The organism is Actinacidiphila sp. bgisy145 (assembly GCF_057708125.1).
On record NZ_JBYIRL010000025.1, the window covers coordinates 117038 to 137194 of the forward strand.

The window sequence follows — 20157 nt, forward strand, 5'->3', positions numbered from 1 at the left end:
GCCGGGGGCCGGTCGCCGCGGCGGTTTTCGGCCGCGAGGATCGGAACCCGCGATTTCGGGCAGGATCAGGCGGGTGGACGTAGCCTGCTGGGGGAAGCCGCCGGCGGACCCCGGCGGTGTGGATAGAACGTACATCGGGTTACCGTTCGAGTGGCGTTGCGGACTTTTCCCGTTTGACACGGGCCCAGGAGGTACGGTCACACTCCGCAGCGACACCCCTTCGAACCGGAGAGAAGAGCGAAGTTGTCCCCGACCCGCGAGACCGCACAGGGCGGCCGCCGACTCGTCATCGTCGAGTCGCCTGCCAAGGCGAAGACGATCAAGGGCTATCTCGGCCCGGGATACGTCGTCGAGGCCAGCGTCGGGCACATCCGCGACCTCCCCAACGGGGCCGCCGAAGTGCCGGCGGAGTACAAGGGCCAGCCGTGGGCGCGGCTGGGCGTCAATGTGGACAGCGATTTCCAGCCCATCTACGTCGTGAACGCGGACAAGAAGGCACAGGTCAAGAAGCTCAAGGATCTCCTCAAGGAGTCCGACGAACTATTCCTGGCCACTGACGAGGACCGCGAGGGCGAGGCCATCGCCTGGCATTTGCAGGAAATCCTCAAGCCCAAGGTCCCGGTGCACCGGATGGTGTTCCACGAGATCACCAAGGACGCCATCCAGGCGGCCGTGCGCAATCCCCGCGAGCTGAACCAGCGGCTGGTCGACGCCCAGGAGACCCGCCGCATCCTCGACCGGCTGTACGGCTACGAGGTCTCCCCGGTGCTGTGGAAGAAGGTCATGCCGCGGTTGTCGGCGGGCCGGGTGCAGTCAGTGGCGACCCGCCTGGTGGTCGAGCGCGAGCGCGAGCGGATCGCGTTCCGCACCTCGGAGTACTGGGACCTGGTCGGTGTCTTCAACACCGGCCGGGCCGGCGACCCGTCCGACCCCGCCACGCTCAACGCCCGGCTCGTGTCCGTCGACGGCCGCCGGGTCGCCCAGGGCCGGGACTTCGACGCCTCCACCGGCGCCCTGAAGCAGAACGCCGCCGTGCTGCACCTCGACGAGGAGCACGCCCGGGCGCTGGCCACCGCGCTCGCCGACGCGCAGTTCTCGGTGCGCAGCGTCGAGTCCAAGCCCTACCGCCGCTCGCCGTACGCGCCCTTCCGCACCACCACCCTCCAGCAGGAGGCGTCGCGCAAGCTCGGCTTCGGCGCGAAGGCCACCATGCAGGTCGCGCAGAAGCTGTACGAGAACGGCTTCATCACCTACATGCGTACGGACTCCACCACGCTCTCGGAGACCGCCGTCAGCGCCGCCCGCGCCCAGGTCACGCAGCTCTACGGCGCCGACTACCTGCCGGACAAGCCGCGCGTCTACGCGGGCAAGGTCAAGAACGCCCAGGAGGCCCACGAGGCGATCCGCCCCTCCGGCGACCGCTTCCGCACACCGGCCGAGACCGGCCTGACCGGCGACCAGTTCCGGCTCTACGAACTGATCTGGATGCGCACCGTCGCCTCCCAGATGAAGGACGCGACCGGCCAGTCCGTCACCGTCCGGGTCGGCGGCGCCGCCTCCGACGGCCGCGACGCCGAGTTCTCCGCCTCCGGCAAGATCATCACCTTCCACGGCTTCCTCAAGGCCTACGTCGAGGGCGCCGACGACCCGAACGCGGAACTCGACGACCGCGAGCGCCGGCTGCCGCAGGTCGCCGAGGGCGACGCGCTGAGCGCCGACCGGATCACCGCCGACGGCCACTCCACCAAGCCGCCCGCCCGCTACACCGAGGCGAGCCTGGTCAAGGAGCTGGAGGAGAAGGAGATCGGCCGCCCGTCGACGTACGCCACGATCCTCGGCACCATCCTCGACCGCGGCTACGTCTTCAAGAAGGGCACCGCGCTCGTCCCGTCCTTCCTCTCCTTCGCCGTGGTCAACCTGCTGGAGAAGCACTTCGGCTGGCTGGTCGACTACGACTTCACCGCCTCCATGGAGGACGACCTCGACCGGATCGCCCGCGGCGAGGCCGAGGCGGTGCCGTGGCTGCGCCGCTTCTACTTCGGCCAGGAGAACCAGGGAGGCCAGGACGGCAAGGGCGGCCAGGACGGCGGGGCCGCCGCGTCCGGCGCCGCGCAGCCCGACCCCGCCGGCGGCGACCACCTCGGCGGCCTGAAGGAACTGGTGGAGGACCTCGGCGCGATCGACGCCCGGGAGATCTCCTCGTTCCCGGTCGGCGACGGCATCATGCTGCGGGTCGGCCGCTACGGGCCGTACGTCGAGAAGGGCGAGCGCGGCGAGGAGGACCACCAGCGCGCCGACGTCCCCGAGGACCTGCCGCCGGACGAGATGACCGTCGAACTGGCGCAGGAGCTGTTCGCCAAGCCCAGCGGCGAGTTCGCGCTCGGCACCGACCCGGAGACCGGCCGCCCGATCGTCGCCAAGGACGGCCGCTACGGGCCGTACGTCACCGAGGTGCTGCCCGAGGACACCCCGAAGACCGGCAAGAACGCGGTGAAGCCGCGCACCGCCTCCCTCTTCAAGTCCATGTCGCTCGACACCGTCACCCTCGCCGACGCCCTCAAGCTGATGTCCCTGCCCCGGGTGGTCGGCACCGACGCCGAGGGCGTGGAGATCACCGCGCAGAACGGGCGCTACGGCCCCTACCTGAAGAAGGGCACCGACTCGCGCTCCCTGGAGAGCGAGGACCAGCTCTTCACCATCACGCTGGAGCAGGCGCTGGCGATCTACGCCCAGCCGAAGGTGCGCGGCCGCGCCGCCGCCAAGCCCCCGCTGAAGGAACTGGGCACCGACCCGGTCAGCGAGCGCCCCGTCGTGGTCAAGGACGGCCGCTTCGGCCCCTACGTCACCGACGGGGAGACCAACGCGACGCTGCGCCGTGACGACGACGTCGAGACGATCACGCCCGAGCGCGGCTACGAACTCCTCGCGGAGAAGCGGGCGAAGGGCCCGGTGAAGAAGAAGACGGCCGCGAAGAAGACGACGGCGAAGAAGGCCCCGGCCAAGAAGGCGGCGGCGAAGAAGTCCGCTTCGTCGTCGACGGCCGCCAAGAAGGCGCCCGCCAAGAAGGCCGCGGCCACCAAGAAGACCGCGGCGAAGAAGACGAGTTCCACCACGGAGTGAAGGGCGCCGGCCACGGCGCCGAGGGCGGCCGCCTCGATCCAGGGGCGGCGCCCGGCCCCTCAGCACAGGAGACCGGCCCCCCTAGCGCAGGAGAGGGGTCACTGTCCGTTTGTTCGGGCGGAGACGTTTGGTTCGGGTGAGACGGATAGGCTGTCAGAATGACGCGATCCGAGCAGCCAGCGCAGCCCGCGGCGGACGTCACCGAGGCGTTCGCGAAAGACCTCTCGGCGGACTCCCGTGAGCGGGCCGTGGGCGCGCTGCTGAAGATTCCGCCGCTGCGCAAGCTGTGGAGCGCGCAACTGACGGGCGCGGTCGCCGACCGCCTCGGCCTGCTCGTGCTGGTGTTGCTCACGGTCCAGGCCACCGCGACCGCCCACTCCTTCGGAGGCGGCTACCGCGGGGTGGCGTACAGCGTCGCCGCGGTGTTCGGCGCCCGCCTGGTGGCCACCCTGCTCTTCGGCGCGGTACTGCTCGGGCCGCTGACCGGCCTCACCGAGGAGAGCGGCCCGCTGGACCGGCGCTGGACGATGATCGGCGCCGACGGCGTACGGCTCGCGCTGTTCATCGTCGCGCCGCTGTGGGTCACCTGGACCCCGCACTCCGCGCACCTGTGGCTGCTGGGCACGGCCTTCGCTGTCGGGCTCGCCGAGCGCCTGTGGGCGATCGCGAAGGACGGCGCCGCCCCGGGGCTGCTGCCCGCGCCGGGCGACACCTCGGTGCGGCCCGCGCCCGACCTCCTCGCCACGCTGCGCCGGCTCGACCTGCGGACGAGCTTCGTCGCGCTGCCGATCGCCGCCGCGTCCCTGGTGGCCGTCACCCTCGTCAACACGCTGATCGCGGTGGGCGTCGACTGGTTCCACCTGCACCAGGTCGCGCTGTCGTCGTACGTGGCGGCCGGGCTCTTCTCGTCCTCGATGGCGATGCTGTACCTGCTGGAACTGCCCGCGGGCGGCGCCAGGAAGCCCCGCTCCCCGCTCCAGGGCCTGCGGCTGCCGAAGGGCCCGGCGGGCGCCGAGCAGGGCCGTACCGGCGCACTGCCGCTGCTGGTGCTCGCCACCTCCGCGGTGTCCGGCGCGATCGCGGTCGCCGTCGCGGTCGCCGTCCTGCACGCGCTCGCCCTCGGCTTCGGGCCGACCGGCTTCGGCCTGCTGGTGCTGGCCCTGACCGCGGGCACCGTGGTCGGCATCCGGATCGCCCCGCACACCCTGCCCGGGCTCTCCCGCCGCCGCCTGCTGGCCGTGGGCACCGGCGTCACCGGTATCGCGCTGCTGCTGACCGGCGTCGTACCCGACCAGACCACCGTGCTGGCGCTGTCGCTGCTGGCCGGTGTCGCGGCCGGTGTCACCGCGAACGCCGGGCACACCCTGATCGAGCAGGAGACCGAGGAGAGCCGCAGGACGCGGACCGTCGAGCACCTGCACGCCGTGGTGCACGCCGCCCTCGGGGTGGCCGCGGTCGGCGGGCCGCTGGTCGCCGCCGCGATCGGCCCGCACCGCGTCCAGAACGGCCACTTCACCTTCGATCACAGCGGCGCCGCCTACACGCTGATCCTGGTCGGCGCGCTGCTGCTGCCGGTCGCCGCGCTGGTGCTGGGCAAGACCGACGACCGCAGCGGGGTGCCGCTGCGCCGCGACCTGCGCGAGGCGCTGCGCGGCGCGGAGCCGGCCACCGGCCCTGCCGCCAACGGCTTCTTCATCGCCGTCGAGGGCGGTGACGGCGCCGGCAAGTCCACCCAGGTCGAGGCGCTCGCCGAGTGGATCAGGGCCAAGGGCCACGAGGTCGTGGTCACTCGCGAGCCGGGTGCCACCGCCGTCGGCAAGCGGCTGCGCTCGATACTCCTGGACGTCTCCTCCGCCGGGGTCTCGCACCGCGCCGAGGCCCTGCTGTACGCCGCGGACCGGGCCGAGCACGTCGACACCGTCGTGAAGCCCGCGCTGGAGCGCGGCGCCGTGGTCATCTCCGACCGCTACATCGACTCCTCCGTCGCCTACCAGGGCGCCGGGCGGGACCTCGCGCCGACGGAGGTCGCCCGGATCTCCCGCTGGGCCACCGACGGGCTCGTCCCGCATCTGACGGTGCTGCTCGACGTGCCGCCGGAGACCGCCAGGGAGCGCTTCACCGAGGCCCCGGACCGGCTGGAGTCCGAGCCCGCCGAGTTCCACCAGCGGGTGCGGTCCGGATTCCTGACGCTCGCCGCCGCCGACCCCGCGCGGTACCTCGTCGTCGACGCCGCGCAGGACCCCGAGGCGGTCACCACCGTCGTACGGCACCGGCTCGACCGCATGCTGCCGCTCTCCGCCCAGGAGATCGAGGCGCGGGCCGAGGCCGAGCGCAAGGCCGCCGAGGAGGCGGCCCGGCTCGCCGCCGAGGAGGCCGCCCGCAAGGCCGAGGAGGAGCGGCTGGAGCGCGAGCGCCAGGAGCAGCTGGAGCGGCTGCGGCGCGAGGAGGAGGAGCGCAGGCTCGCCGCCGAGGAGGCCGCGCGCCGCGAGATCGCCGAGCGCAAGGCCGCGCAGGAGGCGGAGGCGGCCCGGCTCGCCGCGGAGGAGGCCGCCCGCCGCAAGGCCGAGGAGGACGCCAAGCGCGCCGCCGAGGAAGCGGCGTACGAGGCCGAGCAGGAGCGGCTGCGGCGCCTGGCGGACGAGCAGGCGCGGCTGCGCGCCGAGGCCGCGGAGAAGCGCGAGGAGAAGCAGCGCAAGGCCGAGGAGGCGCTGATGCGGGCGGAGGCGGCGCGGGCCGCCGCCGCGGCAGCGGCTGCCGCAGCGGCGGCCGCGGCCGACTCGGAGGAGACCGCGGTGCTCCCGGCGGTGTCGGACGCGCCTCCGGAGGGCTCCGGCGACGGCGCCGGGCAGGACGACGGTACGGGCGAGGGCGGCGACGCTTCGCACGGCAAGGCTTCGGGCTCGGGTGCCGACGAAGGCCCCGCATCTGGCTCGGACCGCGGTTCTGGCTCGGACGCGGGGTCCGGCTCGGGGTCCGGCTCGGGTCCGGCTTCCGGTGCGGGCTCCGGCTCCGGCCAGGCGTCCGCCTCGACGTCCGACTCCGAGGCGACCACGGTCATGTCGTCCCTGCCCGCCGACCCCGGCCCGGCCGCGGGTGGGCCGGACGCCGAGGCGACCACGGTGATGTCCGCCGTGCCCGCAGAGGGCGGCACCGACGCCGACGCGACGACGGTGCTGCCGGCCGTCACGCCGCCGGCGTCGTCCTCCTCGGAGACCACCACCGTGATGGCGCCGATCGTGGACGAGCCCGCCGGCAGCAGCGACGAGACCACCGAGCTGCCGCCGCCGGTCCCCGGCACGGCCCGCTCCGAGGACCCCACCGACCGGGTGCCGCCGTGGCTCTTCCGCCCGGATCAGCCCACCGGCGACGAGCGCACCCGGGAGATCCCCGCGGCCCAGTCGGGCCAGTCGCGCCGGCCCCGCCCGCAGTGGGCCGAGGAGACCCCCCTCGACGACCTGCCGTCCCTCGCCGACGAACTGCTCGGCCCCCGGGACCAGGAAGACCCCCCGCGCGCCTGAGCCCGCCGCCCGGACCACCGCCTGCCCCCGCCCGACGCGCGGGGGCAGGCGAACGTACGGGCGGGTGGACGACAGCAGGCGCCGTACACGACGAGCCCGCGCGAGGACCGCGCGCGGACGAGCGGAGGCGCCGTGCGCTACTTCGTCCTCGGAGTCACCGAGGCCAGGTCGGAGGACGGCACCGTCCTGCCCCTGAGCGGGGCGAAGGTCCGTACGGTCCTCACCGTGCTCGCCGCGCACGCCGGCCGGCCGGTCGCCCCGGAGACCCTGATCGCCGAGGTCTGGACGCAGGACCCGCCCGCCGATGCCGCTGGCGCCCTCCAGGCCCTGGTCGCCCGGCTGCGCAAGGCCCTCGGCCGGGACGCGGTGGCGTCCGAGCCCGGCGGCTACCGGCTGAACACGCCGCGGGAGAACGTCGACCTGTTCGCGTTCGAGGCGCTGCTGCGCACCGGCGAGGCGGAGCTGCGGGACGGGGACCCCGACCGGGCGGCGGCCACCCTGGACCGGGCGCTCGGGCTGTGGCGCGGCCCGGCGCTGGCGGACCTGCCGGACCGGGACGCGGCGGCGGCCCGTACGGACGCGCTGCGCCTGGCCGCGCTACGGGCGAAGTTCGAGGCGGAGTTCGCCCGCGGGCAGACCGCCGCCGTGCTTCCGGCGCTGCGGGAGGCGGTGGTCGCGCACCCGCTGGACGAGCCGTTCCACGCCCAGCTCATCCGCGCGCTGCGGGCGACCGGCCGCGGGGCCGATGCCCTGGCTGCGTACGAGGAGGCCCGGACGGTCCTCGCCGAGACGCTCGGCGCCGACCCCGGGCCGGAACTGCAGGCCCTGCACGCGGAACTGCTCCAGGCACCGCAGCAGACGCCGCACCGAACACCGCGGTACGCGGGCCGACCGGACGGCCCGGGCACGCCGGGCACACCAGGCGGGCCGGGCGGGTCGGAGAAGACCGATGACGGGCGCCGCCACGCCGCGTCCACGCCGCCCGCACCCCCACCCGCGCCGCGGGGCAACCTGCGGGCGCGGCTGACCAGCTTCGTCGGCCGGGAGACCGAACTCGCCGCGATCGGCGCCGACCTGGCGGCCACCCGGCTGGTGACGCTCACCGGCCCGGGCGGCTCGGGGAAGACCCGCCTGGCGCTGGAGGCGGCCGAGGCCGCGCAGACCGGGTACCCGGACGGCGTGTGGCTGGCCGAACTCGCGTCGCTGGACGACCCGTACGCCATCCCGCACGCCGTGCTCAACGCGCTCGGGCGCCGCGACACCGTCGTCCTCGGCACCGCCCGCGACGCGCTCGGCGGCGAACATCCGATGGAGCGGCTGGTGGAGTACTGCACCGGCCGCCGCCTGCTGCTGGTGCTGGACAACTGCGAGCACCTGATCGGGGCGGCCGCGTACCTGGCCGCGGAGCTGCTGGCGCGCTGCCCGGAACTGACTGTGCTCGCCACCAGCCGCGAACCGCTGGGTGTGCCGGGCGAGGTGGTCCGCGCGGTCGAGCCGCTGCCGCCGCGCACCGCCTACCGGCTGTTCACCGAGCGGGCCGGCACCGCCCGCCCGCGGGAGATCCCCGGCCCGGCCGCGGACCGGTCCGCCGACCCGCACGTCGAGCCGTCCCCGGGGCAGGACGGAGTCGGCACACGCGGTACGGGGACGGACGACGCCGCCGCGGTCCGCGAGATCTGCCGCCGGCTGGACGGCCTCCCGCTGGCGATCGAACTCGCCGCGGCCCGGCTGCGCGCCCTGTCCCCGCGGCAGATCGCCGACCGGCTCGACGACCGGTTCCGGCTGCTGACCGGCGGCAGCCGCACCCTGCTGCCGCGCCAGCAGACCCTGCGCGCGGTCGTGGACTGGAGCTGGGACCTGCTCGACGAACGGGAGCGTACGACGCTGTGCGCGCTCAGCGTCTTCTCCGGCGGCTGCACGCTGACCGCCGCCGAGGCCGTGTGCGGCCCCGACGCCCTGGACGCGGTGGCCCAACTCGTCGACAAGTCCTTGGTGGTGGCCGAGCACGGCGGCCCGTCCGGCACCCGCTACCGGCTGCTGGAGACGATCCACGAGTACGCCCTGGAGCGCGCCCACGAGCGACCCGCCGAACTCGCCGCGGCAGGCGAGCGGCACACCGCGTACGTGCGCGAACTGACCGGGACCGTGGACCCGTTGCTGCGCGGCAGCGACCAGCTGCACTGGTTCGAGGTGATGGAGGCCGAACTCGACAACGTCCGGGCCGCGCTGCACCGGGCGGTCGGGCACCGCTCGGAGGCCGACGCCGTCCCGATCGCGCTGGCCATGGGGTGGTTCTGGTGGCTGCGCAACTACGGTGACGAGGCGGTCGGCTGGCTCACCGAGGTGGCCGCGCTCGGCGCGGACCGGCTGGACGACACCGGCGACCCGATGTACTGGCCGCGCCTGGACCTCCAGTTGCTGCTGCTGTTCGTGCAGGGCGACCGGGCCACCGAGGAGCAGTGGTCGGCGCCGGAGGTGGCGGTGACGGTCGACCGGCTCGTGGCGGCTTACCGGAATGCGGGGGAACCCGCCGCCCGCTTCCCCGGGATGCTGTGGCCCTTCACGCTGTACGTGGCAGGCCGCGGCCGGATGGCCCCCGGCCTCACCGACCACGTCGTCGACAACTGCCGTGCCCACGGCGGCGACTGGGAGCTGGCGGCCGCGTTGATGTTCCGGCTGCACCTGACCGTCGACTCGCCGGGCGGTACGACGCGGGTGGACCGGGACTGGGTGGAGCTGAGCGAGCTGGCCGAGCGGCTGGGGGACCGCTGGATCAGGGCGCAGGTGCACGGTGCCCGCGCCGAGATCGCGGCGCTGCGCGGCGACCACGCGGCGGCCCGCGCGGGCTTCGAGGCGGCCTACCGGCTCGGCCGCGAGCTGGGCGCCTTCAGCGAGGGCGCGTTCCTGCTCGGCCGGATGGCCGAACTGGCCTACCGGTGCGGCGACAACGACGAGGCCCACCGGCTCCTGGACGAGGCCGCCGAGGAGGCCGAGCGGTATGTGGTGATGGACGCCCGCACCTACATCCGCTACCTGCGCTCGGCGGTCCTGCTGCGGCAGGGCGACGTGCCGCGGGCCCGGGAGCTGTACGGGGCGGCGGTGGACCGGATCGCGGACGGCACCCCGCCGCCGATGTTCCACGTCCTGCTGCGCGGGCTGTCCGCGCAGCTCACCGCCGCCGAGGGCGACCTGCCCGGGGCGCTGCGCGAGGCCGCGGCGGCGGTGCGGATGGCGGCGGAGGAGGGCTGCACCGAGGCGGTGACCGGCGCCCAGTTCGACACGGCGGCGGCGGTTCTCGCCGCGCTGGGCGAGGTACGGGCGGCGCTGCGGATGTCCGGCGCCGCGGACACGATCCGCGGCGACCTGCCGCGGACGCTGCCCGAGCGGGCCGACGACGACGCGGTACGTGCCGCCGCCGCGGCGGTTCTCCCGCCGCAGGAGGCGGCCCGGGAGCGGGCGCGCGGGGCGGGGTGGAGCCGGCAGGAGGCGGGGGAGGAGCTGGCCGGGCTCGCCCGGACGAGTGATTGATGTTTCAATCGATAGTCTGATGGTCCGCTGAAGGCTCCCGGGAGTGACTGCCGTGAAGGTCGAGATCTATTCGGATATCGCGTGCCCGTGGTGCTACCTGGGCAAGGCCCGCTTCGAACGGGCGCTTTCGGCGTTCCCGCAGGGCGGCGCGGTCGAGGTGGTCTACCGCCCCTTCCAGCTCGACCCGCACGCGCCGCACGAGCCGCTCCCGCACCGCGAGGTGCTGGACGCGAAGTACGGGCCCCAGTCCGCCGCCATGGACGAGCGGCTCGCGCAGCTCGGTGCCGCCGAGGGCCTGACGTTCGCCTTCGACTCGGTGCTGGAGAACAACTCGCTGCTCGCCCACCGGCTGCTGCGCTTCGCGCTCGACGAGTACGGCGCACCCGCGCAGCGCCGGCTCAAGGGGGAGCTGATGGCCGGGCACTTCACCGCGGGCATGGACATCGGCGACCCGGAGCAGCTCGCGGACGCCGCGGCCGCCGCCGGGCTCGACCGCGCCGCGGTGGCCGCCTTCCTGGCAGGCGACGCGCTGACGGACGAGGTCGTCGCGGAGATCGCGCATGCCCGCGAGATCGGGATCACCGCGGTGCCGACCTTCGTCTTCGAGGGGCAGTGGGCGGTGCAGGGCGGCCAGGAGACCTCGACGTTCCTGCGCGTGCTGGAGCAGGTGGCCAAGGAGACGGCGGCCGACGGCTCCGCCGCCTTCGACGCTTCCGGTGCGGACGGCTGCGCCGACGGGGCCTGCGCGGTGGAGTGACCCGCGCGCCGGGCGGCCCAGTTGTGCTTACGGGCGTTCACTTACAGGTGATCACCGAGTCGGCCCAGTCCGCCAGGTTGGCGAAGGCCAGGGCACTGGAGTCGGGTGTGACCTCCAGCTGGAGCGTCTTGCGGCCGGTGAGGTCGACGTGCACCGGCACGGCCGCGTCGCCCGGGTGGACCGGGCCGGACTGCCACAGCCGGCTCCCGTCGGCGTACACCGCGAAGGTGACCGAGGTGCGCAGCAGCGGCGTGACCAGGTCGTCGATCCCGGCGCGGGCGTCGTAGGACACGCAGGAGCGGTTGAGCGCGATGTTCACCGTGGAGGGCGCGTGGACGCTGATGCCGTGGTCGTAGGTGGTGCCGCCGATGCCGGGGTCGGAGCGGTCCCACCACCAGCTGTTCAGGCCCTGCGGGACGATCGCCGGCTCGTCGGCGGCAGCGTTGACACCCATCACCGGCAGCGAGTTGACCTGGTAGGCGACCGGGGCCGGCGGCGGTGTGGGGGTCGGCGTGGGCGTCGGGGTCGGGGTCGGGGTGGGAGTCGGCTTCGGGGTGGGCTTGGCCGTGGTCGGCTTCGGCGTGGGTCGGGGTGTCGGCTCGGGCTTCGGCGGCGCCGTGGTCGGCGCGGGCGCCGGCGGCGCGGGGGCCGCGGGCTTCGGGGTCGGCTTCGGCGCCGGGCTCGCCGGGGGAGCGGAGCTGACCGCCACGGTGGCCGGCGGCTTGGCCTGCGGCTTCGGCGGGGCCTTCTCGTGGCCCCCGGTCAGCGCGAAGGCGAACGCGACCCCGGCGGCGGCGACCACCACGGCCGCGGCGATCCCGGCCTTGGCCGGTGCCCCCAGACCCTCGCCCGCCGCGGCGCCACCGGCGGCGGCGCCGCTGCCGCCGGAACCGGTGGCAGCGGCTGCCGCGCCACCCGCCGCGGCGGTGGCGGCCGCACCGCCCGCGACCACGATCCCGGCGGCCTTGGTGGCGTAGACGGCGGCGAACCAGCCGATGTACGCGACCGGCAGCAGCCCCTTGAGGGCGGAGTTGAGGTCGGCGAGCTCGGCCGAGGCGGCGGTGCAGCGCGCGCACTCCTTCAGGTGCCGGTTCAACTCCCGGTCCGCGCGCACCCGCAGGCCGCCGCGGGCGTGCGCGCCGAGCCGGTCGGCGTACCGGGCGCACGCGCCCTCCGCGGTCAGCGTGCTGCTGACGTGGGCCTGGAGGTAGGCCTGGCGCAGGCCCTCCCGGGCCCGATGCGCCAGCACCGCCGCCGCGTTGGGCGTCAGGCCGAGCAGCGGGGCGATCTCGCTGGGCGACTCGTCCTCGACCGCGGTGTGCCACAGCACCGTCTGCCACCGCTCGGGCAGGGTGCGGAACGCCCGGATGGCCAGGCTGCGTTCGGCCTCGTGCATGGCGCGGACGTCGGCGCCGAGGTCCGCGCTGCGCTCGGTGGCCGTGGAGCCGGCCGCGGAGACCGCGAACACCGCGAAGTCCTCGACGAGCTGCTCGCGGCGCGCGGTGTTGCCCCACGACGCGGCGACCCGCCGCACCGTGGTCAACAGGTAGGCCCGGACGGCGGATTCGGGGCCGCTGCCCCCCCGGATGGCCTGGAGCGTGCGGGCGAAGACCTCGCCGGTCAGGTCCTCCGCGGTGTGGGCGTCGCGGCAGCAGGTACGCGCGTAGCGTCGTACGGACTCGGCGTGGCGGCGGTACAGCTCCTCGTACGCGCTGTCCTGACCGGCCCTGACCTGGTCGACCAACTCGGCGTCCGAGTAGCCGGATCGGGCGGGCGGGGCGCCGGAGGGCGCGGACTGTGCCGGTACGGTCCCGGTCGCCGCGGCGGCCTCGGTCGGCTGGGTGTCGTCGAGGTCGGCGTCCGAGACGGCTGCGACGGCTGCGACCTCGGCCGGGGGAGGCCCGTCAGGGGCCTTACCGGCCTCAGCCGCCTCTTCCGGTTCCATGCCGGGGTGCCCGGCCGGGCGCAGGTCGGCGTCGGCCGGCAACTCCGGTGCCGGGGCGGGCGCGTCGATGCCGGCCGGGCCCGGAACGGGCAGGCCCGCGCCGGGCGCGTCGGCGGCCGGGGCACCGGTGGGCAACCCGACCGGCCCTGCCGCGGGGCCCGTTGCGGGCGGGGCGGCAGGGCCCGGGGTCGGTGCGGGAGCCGGGGTCGGCTCCGGTGCGGCGGGCTCGGGCAGCGCGAACGGGTCGCGCTGCCCCGGCACTCTGCGCGGCATCGCCGCGTCGCCGGTCTCCTGGCCCGCGGCCGCGGAGCCGGCCTCGCCGTTCAGCTCATCCACGGGGAAAGCGTGACACACGACCCCACAGCGGCGTCAGGGGTTCAGGAGGAACCACTCATCCGTGGCCACACCGTTCACACATCCTCCACTGTCACTCGATCGGGTCCGCGCCCGCGTGGTGGTCGACTTCGGCGGTGCGCCCGGCCTCCCCGCGGCGGGCCCCCGGGCGCGGACGCAGCCCTTCCAGCAGGATGTCCAGCAACCGGGCGGAAGCGGCCTCCTGCTGCTGGGCATCGGGCAGCGCGGGCGGCGAGGTGGCGATGACCAGCAGGACGTCGGCCACCGACACGTCGGTGCGCAACTCACCTGCCTGACGGGCGCGTTCGACCAGCTGGCCGACGACGTCGAGCAGGGTGCCCACCCCGTCGTCGTCCACCCGCGACTCGGCGGCGGAGCGGCCCGGCCCGGCGCCGTTCGGGCCGGTGTGCTCGGGCGGGAGCGCTCCCGTGTGATCGGTGCCGGCCGCAGCAGCCTGGTCGGGCGCGCCGCCCGCCGGGCTCACCGGCACCGGTGTGCGCTGCGACGGCACCCGGACCGGCTCGTCGCCGCCGGGCCTCGGCTCCTTCCCCCCGGGCCCGCCGTCCACCCGCAGGACCTGCGGCGGCAGCAACCGCCCGGCGCCCGAGGCGGCGGACGTGCGCAGGAAGCGGGCGAGCGCGGACCACGCCTCGTCCTCCTGGCCGAGCGCGGTCCGCGCCTGCTCGGTCAGCCGCGCCGTCTCCTCCTTGGCGATCCGCCTGACCAGGACGTCCTTGCTGGGGAACCGCCGGTAGACGGTGCCGACACCGACCCGGGCCCGCCGGGCCACGTCCTCCATCGGTGCGCCGTAACCGAGTTCGCCGAAGACCTCGCGTGCGGCGCGCAGTACGTGTTCGAGATTCCGCTGGGCGTCGACCCGCAGTGGCGCCGGGCGCTCGACGCCTGCGGGACGGTCCGAATCGGCAGCCGAAGTACGGCGAGAATCCTGAATGTGCATTTGTCCCATCCCCCGGTGAATCACTGTCTCCCCCCGGAGACTCCTCACCCATAGTGAAGATCGCCGCGCCCGTGGCGCGGTACTACGAGACACGAACATAGTTGAGGCCGCGGCCAGAATGAAGAGGGTCTGCTTCCGGTCCGCCACATGGCGGCACGCGCCGCCCCCGCGGCCGTCACCCTCCGCGGTCGCCAACTCCTCCTCGTCCCAACCGTGCTGACCTGGCGCCTTGCCCGCGCTCCGGAAAGGTCGTGTCCGTACTGTGGACAAACGGCCGCGGTCCATTGCGTCATGGAGCAATGACGACGGAGTCAGCAGTCATGGCCAGGACCAGCACACCGCGCATTCTCGTCATCGGCGGCGGCTACGTGGGGATGTACACCGCCCTGCGGCTCCAGCGCCGGCTGAAGCGCCATGAGGCCGACATCGTGGTCGTCGAACCGCAGCCGTACATGACCTACCAGCCCTTCCTGCCCGAGGCGGCGGCCGGCTCGATCTCCCCGCGGCACGTGGTGGTGCCGCTGCGCCGGGTGCTCGACCAGTGCCGGATCATCGTCGGCGAGGCCCGCGCCATCGACGCCGACAAGCGCACCGCCACCGTCGACACGCTGGTCACCACGGAGGAGGGCGGCAACGCGCTGGAGATCCCCTACGACCACCTCGTGCTCGCCCCCGGATCGGTCTCCCGCACCCTCCCGGTGCCGGGCCTGGCCGAGAACGGTATCGGGTTCAGGACCGTCGAGGAGGCCATCGGCCTGCGCAACCACGTCCTGGAGCAACTCGACATCGCCTCCTCCACCCGCGACGCCGAGGTGCGCGAGGCCGCGCTGACGTTCGTCTTCGTCGGCGGCGGCTACGCGGGCGTGGAAGCCCTCGGCGAGCTGGAGAACATGGCGCGCTACGCCGTGCGGTACTACCACAACATCGGCACCGACGACCTTCGGTGGGTGCTGGTCGAGGCGTCCGACCACATCCTGCCCGAGGTCGGCCCGGCTCTGGGCCGGTACGCGCTGCGTGAGCTGCGCGGCCGCAACATCGACATCCGGCTGGAGACCCGCCTCGACTCCTGCGAGCACCGGATCGCGGTGCTCTCCGACGGCGACCGGCTGCCGACCCGCACCCTGGCGTGGACCACCGGGGTCAAACCGGCACCGCTGCTCGCCGCCACCGGGCTGCCGCTGAGCGCCCGCGGCCGACTGCGCGTCGATGCCACGCTGCGGGTGGAGGGCAGCGAACGGGTGTGGTCGGCGGGCGACGCGGCCGCCGTCCCCGACCTGGGCGCCGTCCCCGACCTGGGCGCCCTCCCCGACCTGGGCGCCGCACCGGCCCCGGGCACCAGAGGACAGGGAGAGGCAGGAGAACAGGCCGAAGAGCGGGCCGGAGGGCTGGGGGAGCGGGAAGCACACGGCCGCGACGAGCTGCCGGAGTGCGCCCCCAACGCGCAGCACGCCGTACGCCAGGCCCGCGTCCTGGCCGACAACCTCATCGCCGTCCTGCACGGGGGCACGCTCACCGACTACCGGCACGTCTCCGCCGGCGCGGTGGCCTCACTGGGCCTGCACGAGGGCGTCGCCCTGGTCCGCGGCCGCGCCATCAAGGGCTACCCGGCCTGGCTGATCCACCGGATCTACCACCTCAGCCGGATGCCCACCTTCAACCGCAAGGCCCGCATCCTCGCCGAGTGGGTGCTGTCCGGCCTGTTCAAGCGGGAGATCGTCTCGCTCGGCTCGCTGGAACACCCGCGCGCAGAGTTCGAACTCGCGGCCGGTTCCGAGCGCAAACCCGACGCGCCCTGACCCCGCCCGGCCGCTCAGCGATTCCCGACCCCGCCGAGCTTCGGCCACACTGGACGCGTGACCACGCGTGCAACAGCACTGGCAAAGAGTGACAAATACGAGGAATCGGACGTTTGAACCTTACGCGCTGGAGCGCCCGGCTCCCCGGAACACAGCGACGCAGTGCCGTACCAGCAGCACGCGGCAAGGCCGGCGACCCCGTACCCGGCACCACCGGCCCGGCCGGCGGCGCCGACCCCAACGGTGCCGCCACCGCCCCCGCCGAGCGCGGCAACGCCGCCGGCAACCCCGGCGGCGCGGCCCCCGACGACGGCGCCGGAGCCCAGGACACCCCGGCGGCGGACGACACCACCCCCGCGAGTGAACAGTCCGTCCGCGGGGTGCTCAGCCGCCTCCCCGCACTCATCGCCGTCACCCGCGGCCCCGGCCACGAGGTCCGCTTCGTCAACGACGCCTACACCGACCTCTTCGGCGCCCGCACCACCGGCACACCCGCCCGCGAAGCCCTGCCCGAACTCGGCGAGCTCGGCCTGCTCCCGCTGATGGACCAGGTCCACCGCAGCGGCCGCCCCCGAACCGTCAAAGCCCGCAAGGTGGCCCAAGGCACCCGCCCGGGCCCCGGCACCGCCACCCGCGACGGCTACTTCACCTTCACCTGCACCCCCGTCCAGCTCGGGCACCTCGACCCCGAGCAACGCGGCGTCCTCGTCTTCGGCGCCGACGTCACCGACCAGGTACGGTCCGCCGAACGCCTCCGCGAGAGCGAACGCCGCCTCCGCGACACCGCCGTCACCCTCCAGCGCAGCCTGCTGCCCCAGGAACTGGAACAGCCCGACGACCTCCGCGTCGCCGCCACCTACCAGCCCGGCGGCACCGACGCGGCCGTCGGCGGCGACTGGTACGACGTCATCACCCTCGGCGCCGGCCGCACCGCCCTGGTCATCGGCGACGTCATGGGCCGCGGGGTGCGCGCCGCCGCCGTGATGGGCCAGCTCCGCACCGCCGTACGCGCCTACGCCCGGCTCGACCTGCCCCCGCACGAGGTGATCCAACTCCTCGACGAACTCGCCGCCGAGATCGACGCCACCCAGATCGCCACCTGTGTCTACGCCGTCCACGACCCCAGCGAGGGCCGCCTGCACTACGCCAGCGCCGGCCACCTCCCCATCCTCATCCGCGACCCCGACGGCGCCGTACACACCGTCGAGGAACCCACCGGACCGCCCCTGGGCACCGGCGGCTGGATTCACAGCTCCGGCACGGTGCCGCTCGGCCCCGGCTGCACCGCGGTGCTCTACACCGACGGCCTCATCGAACGCCGCGACCAGGACATCGACGAAGGCGTCGCCGCCCTCACCCGCGCCCTGGCCGGCGCCACCGGCGCACCCCAGGTGATCTGCGACCGGCTGCTGCGCTCCCTCGGCGTCACCTCGGAGCACGACGACGACGTGGCCGTCCTGGTGCTCCAGTACCCCGAGCACACCGGCGCCGACGCGGAACTCTTCCGAAACGCCTCGCTCGACCTGCTCGGCGGCATCGAGGCCGCACCCCGCGCCCGCGCCTTCGCCTCCGGGGTGCTCGCCTCCTGGCGCTTCCCCACCGAACTGCGGGACCTCGGCGTGCTCGCGGCCGGTGAACTCGTCGCCAACTCGCTCAAGCACGGCATCCCGCCGATGCGGCTTCGGCTGCGGCGCACCGACCGGCGGCTGATCATCGAGGTCACCGACGGCGACGAGCACCTGCCGCGCCGCCAGCGGGCCGACCTCGCCGACGAGGCCGGCCGCGGCATCTCGATCATCGCGACCATCGCCACCGGCTGGGGCTCCCGCCGCACCCCGGGCGGCGGCAAAGCCGTCTGGTGCGAGTTCACCCTGCCGACCTGACTCAGCCCGGTATGCGCTCGGCCGCGGCCGGCTCCGGACGGGCCGACTGCGCCACCACCCGCGCCACCGGCGCCGGGCTGTCCTGCACCGGTGAGAGGTGCCGCGCCATCCGCAGCGCCGTCACCGATATCGCCAGCGAGCACACCATCAGCAGCACGATGTAGGCGTCATACGCCCCGGCCGCCGCGATCACCCCGGCAGCCGCCGGGCCCAGCGCGAGCGCCAACTGCTTCACCAGCGCGAACGCCGAGTTGTACTGCCCGACCATCCGCTCCGGCGCCAGATCGGCCACCAGCGGATTCACGGTGGGCGCCAGCATCGCCTCGCCCAACCCGAACAGCGCGTACGTCGAGATGATCGCCGCGACCGCCAGCGTGTGACTGCCGCTGATCAGCCCCGACACGCCGGCCGCGAGCCACGCCACCGCCCACACCAGGCCGACGGCCGCGATCACCCGGCTGCGCCGCCGGCGCTCCACCAGCCGCAGCACCACGAACTGCGCCAGCACGATCATCGCGGTGTTGGCTGCAAGTGCAGCCCCGAGCGTGGCCGGCGAGATGTGCGTGACCTCCACCGCGAACGCCGACAGCCCCGACTCGAACTGTCCGTAGCAGGCGAAGAACATCACGAAGCCGAGCACGCAGACCATCACCATCGCCCGGTCGCGCAGCAGCGCCCGCCAAGCGGCCCCGGCGCCGGGTTCGGTCCGGCCCACGGCCGCGATACGCGGCGCCCCGGGCACCCGCGCGGTGGCGATCACCGCACCGAGCACCAGGAACATCGCCGCCTCGATCGCGAACAGCCGGATGAACGAGGACGGATGCGCGGTGTCCACGATCAGGCCGCCGATCAGACCCCCGACGCCCAGCCCCAGGTTGTTCAGGAAGAACTGCATGGCGAACGCCCGCGACCGCGTCGCGGTGGTCGAGCACCACACGATCATCGTCGCCAGCGCCGGCTGGACCACGGCTATCCCCGCGCCCAGCGCGCCCGCCGCCGCGATGACGCCCGCCTCGCTGCCGGACAGCCCGAGCCCGAGCGAGCCGCACGCGGCCAGCACGGTGCCCACCACGGCCACCGGCACCGGACCGCGCCGGTCGATCGCCCGACCGGTGAAGGGCAGCACGAAGAGCGCGGCGACGGCGAACGTCGCCAGCACCGCGCCCGCGATACCGGCACCCAGCCCCCGCACCTGCGACACGTAGACAAACGTGAAGGGCACGGTGAAGCCGTTGCCGAACGCGCTCAACGCGTTCCCCAGCTGGATACGGCGCAGCGCGGCGCCCATCGCGGTGGTCACACTCACCTCACTCGATACGGCCGCGCCCTCTCCAGGCACGGCACCAGCCACATCCTCCGAACCGCAACAGCTTCGGAGTGAAGACTTCATCTCTAAACTTCGAAGCTAAAGACTACACAGCGAAGGGCTTTAGCGCAATCTCTTTCCGTGGCATACTCAGGGGCATGACCGCAGCCCCGGGCTCCGCGGGAACCCCGCAGGAGCTGGACCTCGACGAACAGATCGCCGCCTACCAGCGCGAGTTCCCGGAGGTCGACCCGCAGGTCGAGAAGGTCGTCACCGCCCTCGGGCGGCTCAACCGCCGGATGAACGTCGCCTACGGGCGCCAGCTCGTCGACCTCGGCATCAGCAACTCCGAGTGGGAGGTCCTCAAGGCCCTCGTCGTCGTCGGCCGGCCCTACCAGCTGGGTCCCGGCGACCTCGCGAAGCGCCTCGGGCTGACGCCGGCCGCCATGACCCACCGGATCGACCGCATGGTCACCGAGGGTCTGGTCACCCGGGCCCGCGACGAGTCCAACCGCGTGCGCGTCATCGTCGAGCTGACCGACGAGGGCCGCGAGAAGTGGCTCCAGACGATGCGCCTGGCCGCGGTCTTCGAGGACGAGCTGCTCCAGGACCTCACCCCGATCGAACGCGTGGCGCTCGGCGAGATCCTGACCCGCCTGCTGCGCCGGGTGGAGTCCGACCAGCCCGACGCCGGCGGCCGTCTCGAAGACCTGGACTGAGGTCCTCCTCGCCGCGGAATTCGCCGCAGAACCCGCGCGGTTCCTCGCCTCTGACCGGCCGGTCGACCCGGCGGTTGACATCACCGGGACGGATGCGTAACGTACCGCGAGCTGTCCGACGTGAGCACCGATCTTGGTCGGTCCCGGGCCAGCCATCCCGCAGTGACCTCTCGACTCGATACGCGCTTCGGCGTGTCCTCGTTTTGGTGTGCGTTTTTGCGGAATGCGAGCGGAGTTTCGAAGGACCGGGCCGATTTGGTCCGACCGGCCGAG

10 protein-coding genes are annotated in these 20157 nt (G+C 74.1%); 7 read left to right on the top strand and 3 right to left on the bottom strand.

Annotation, left to right across the window (positions count from 1 at the left end):
- Nucleotides 1-243: 243 nt before the first annotated feature.
- From topA to AC3ERT_RS22835, 4 genes are all read left to right on the top strand, one after another.
- Nucleotides 244-3120 carry a type I DNA topoisomerase gene (gene topA / locus AC3ERT_RS22820; RefSeq protein WP_435176460.1) on the top strand — a complete coding sequence of 959 codons (2877 nt, stop codon included), beginning with the start codon at nucleotides 244-246 and terminating at the stop codon, nucleotides 3118-3120.
- 158 nt (nucleotides 3121-3278) lie between these two features.
- Entirely contained in the window at nucleotides 3279-6638 is a 3360-nt protein-coding gene (gene tmk, locus AC3ERT_RS22825) for a dTMP kinase (RefSeq protein WP_435176462.1), read from the top strand.
- Nucleotides 6639-6770: 132 nt separating this feature from the next.
- On the top strand, nucleotides 6771-10166 hold the full coding sequence (locus AC3ERT_RS22830; RefSeq protein WP_435176464.1) for an AfsR/SARP family transcriptional regulator: 3396 nt from the start codon (nucleotides 6771-6773) through the stop codon (nucleotides 10164-10166).
- 43 nt (nucleotides 10167-10209) lie between these two features.
- Nucleotides 10210-10923, top strand: coding sequence for a DsbA family oxidoreductase (locus AC3ERT_RS22835; protein ID WP_335980945.1), 714 nt, complete (start codon nucleotides 10210-10212; stop codon nucleotides 10921-10923).
- Nucleotides 10924-10960: 37 nt separating this feature from the next.
- Here AC3ERT_RS22835 and AC3ERT_RS22840 read toward each other — a convergent pair whose 3' ends face one another.
- Entirely contained in the window at nucleotides 10961-12868 is a 1908-nt protein-coding gene (locus AC3ERT_RS22840; RefSeq protein WP_435176481.1) for a sigma-70 family RNA polymerase sigma factor, read from the bottom strand.
- Between the two features lie 427 nt (nucleotides 12869-13295).
- Nucleotides 13296-14180, bottom strand: a complete 885-nt coding sequence (locus AC3ERT_RS22845; RefSeq protein WP_335980942.1) for a TetR/AcrR family transcriptional regulator — start codon at nucleotides 14178-14180, stop codon at nucleotides 13296-13298.
- A gap of 320 nt (nucleotides 14181-14500) precedes the next feature.
- Here AC3ERT_RS22845 and AC3ERT_RS22850 point away from each other — a divergent pair, with 320 nt between their 5' ends.
- Together AC3ERT_RS22850 and AC3ERT_RS22855 are read left to right on the top strand one after the other, a co-directional pair.
- Nucleotides 14501-15976 carry an NAD(P)/FAD-dependent oxidoreductase gene (locus AC3ERT_RS22850; protein ID WP_435176467.1) on the top strand — a complete coding sequence of 492 codons (1476 nt, stop codon included), beginning with the start codon at nucleotides 14501-14503 and terminating at the stop codon, nucleotides 15974-15976.
- Between the two features lie 113 nt (nucleotides 15977-16089).
- On the top strand, nucleotides 16090-17859 hold the full coding sequence (locus AC3ERT_RS22855; protein WP_435176469.1) for an ATP-binding SpoIIE family protein phosphatase: 1770 nt from the start codon (nucleotides 16090-16092) through the stop codon (nucleotides 17857-17859).
- Between the two features lies 1 nt (nucleotide 17860).
- Here the strand turns inward: AC3ERT_RS22855 and AC3ERT_RS22860 are convergent, their stop codons facing one another.
- Nucleotides 17861-19159: an MFS transporter gene (locus AC3ERT_RS22860; protein WP_435176471.1), complete on the bottom strand. Its 1299-nt coding sequence runs from the start codon at nucleotides 19157-19159 to the stop codon at nucleotides 17861-17863.
- Between the two features lie 164 nt (nucleotides 19160-19323).
- Between AC3ERT_RS22860 and AC3ERT_RS22865 the strand changes: the two genes are divergently transcribed.
- Nucleotides 19324-19884, top strand: coding sequence for a MarR family winged helix-turn-helix transcriptional regulator (locus tag AC3ERT_RS22865; RefSeq protein ID WP_335980938.1), 561 nt, complete (start codon nucleotides 19324-19326; stop codon nucleotides 19882-19884).
- The last annotated feature ends 273 nt before the right edge of the window (nucleotides 19885-20157 follow it).

Excerpts from the sequence above, each read along its gene's own strand:
- AC3ERT_RS22845 (WP_335980942.1), bottom strand. The coding sequence starts at position 14,180 with ATGCACATTCAGGATTCTCGCCGTACTTCGGCTGCCGATTCGGACCGT.
- AC3ERT_RS22865 (WP_335980938.1), top strand. The coding sequence starts at position 19,324 with ATGACCGCAGCCCCGGGCTCCGCGGGAACCCCGCAGGAGCTGGACCTC.
- AC3ERT_RS22850 (WP_435176467.1), top strand. The coding sequence starts at position 14,501 with ATGGCCAGGACCAGCACACCGCGCATTCTCGTCATCGGCGGCGGCTAC.
- tmk (WP_435176462.1), top strand. The coding sequence starts at position 3,279 with ATGACGCGATCCGAGCAGCCAGCGCAGCCCGCGGCGGACGTCACCGAG.
- AC3ERT_RS22840 (WP_435176481.1), bottom strand. The coding sequence starts at position 12,868 with ATGGAACCGGAAGAGGCGGCTGAGGCCGGTAAGGCCCCTGACGGGCCT.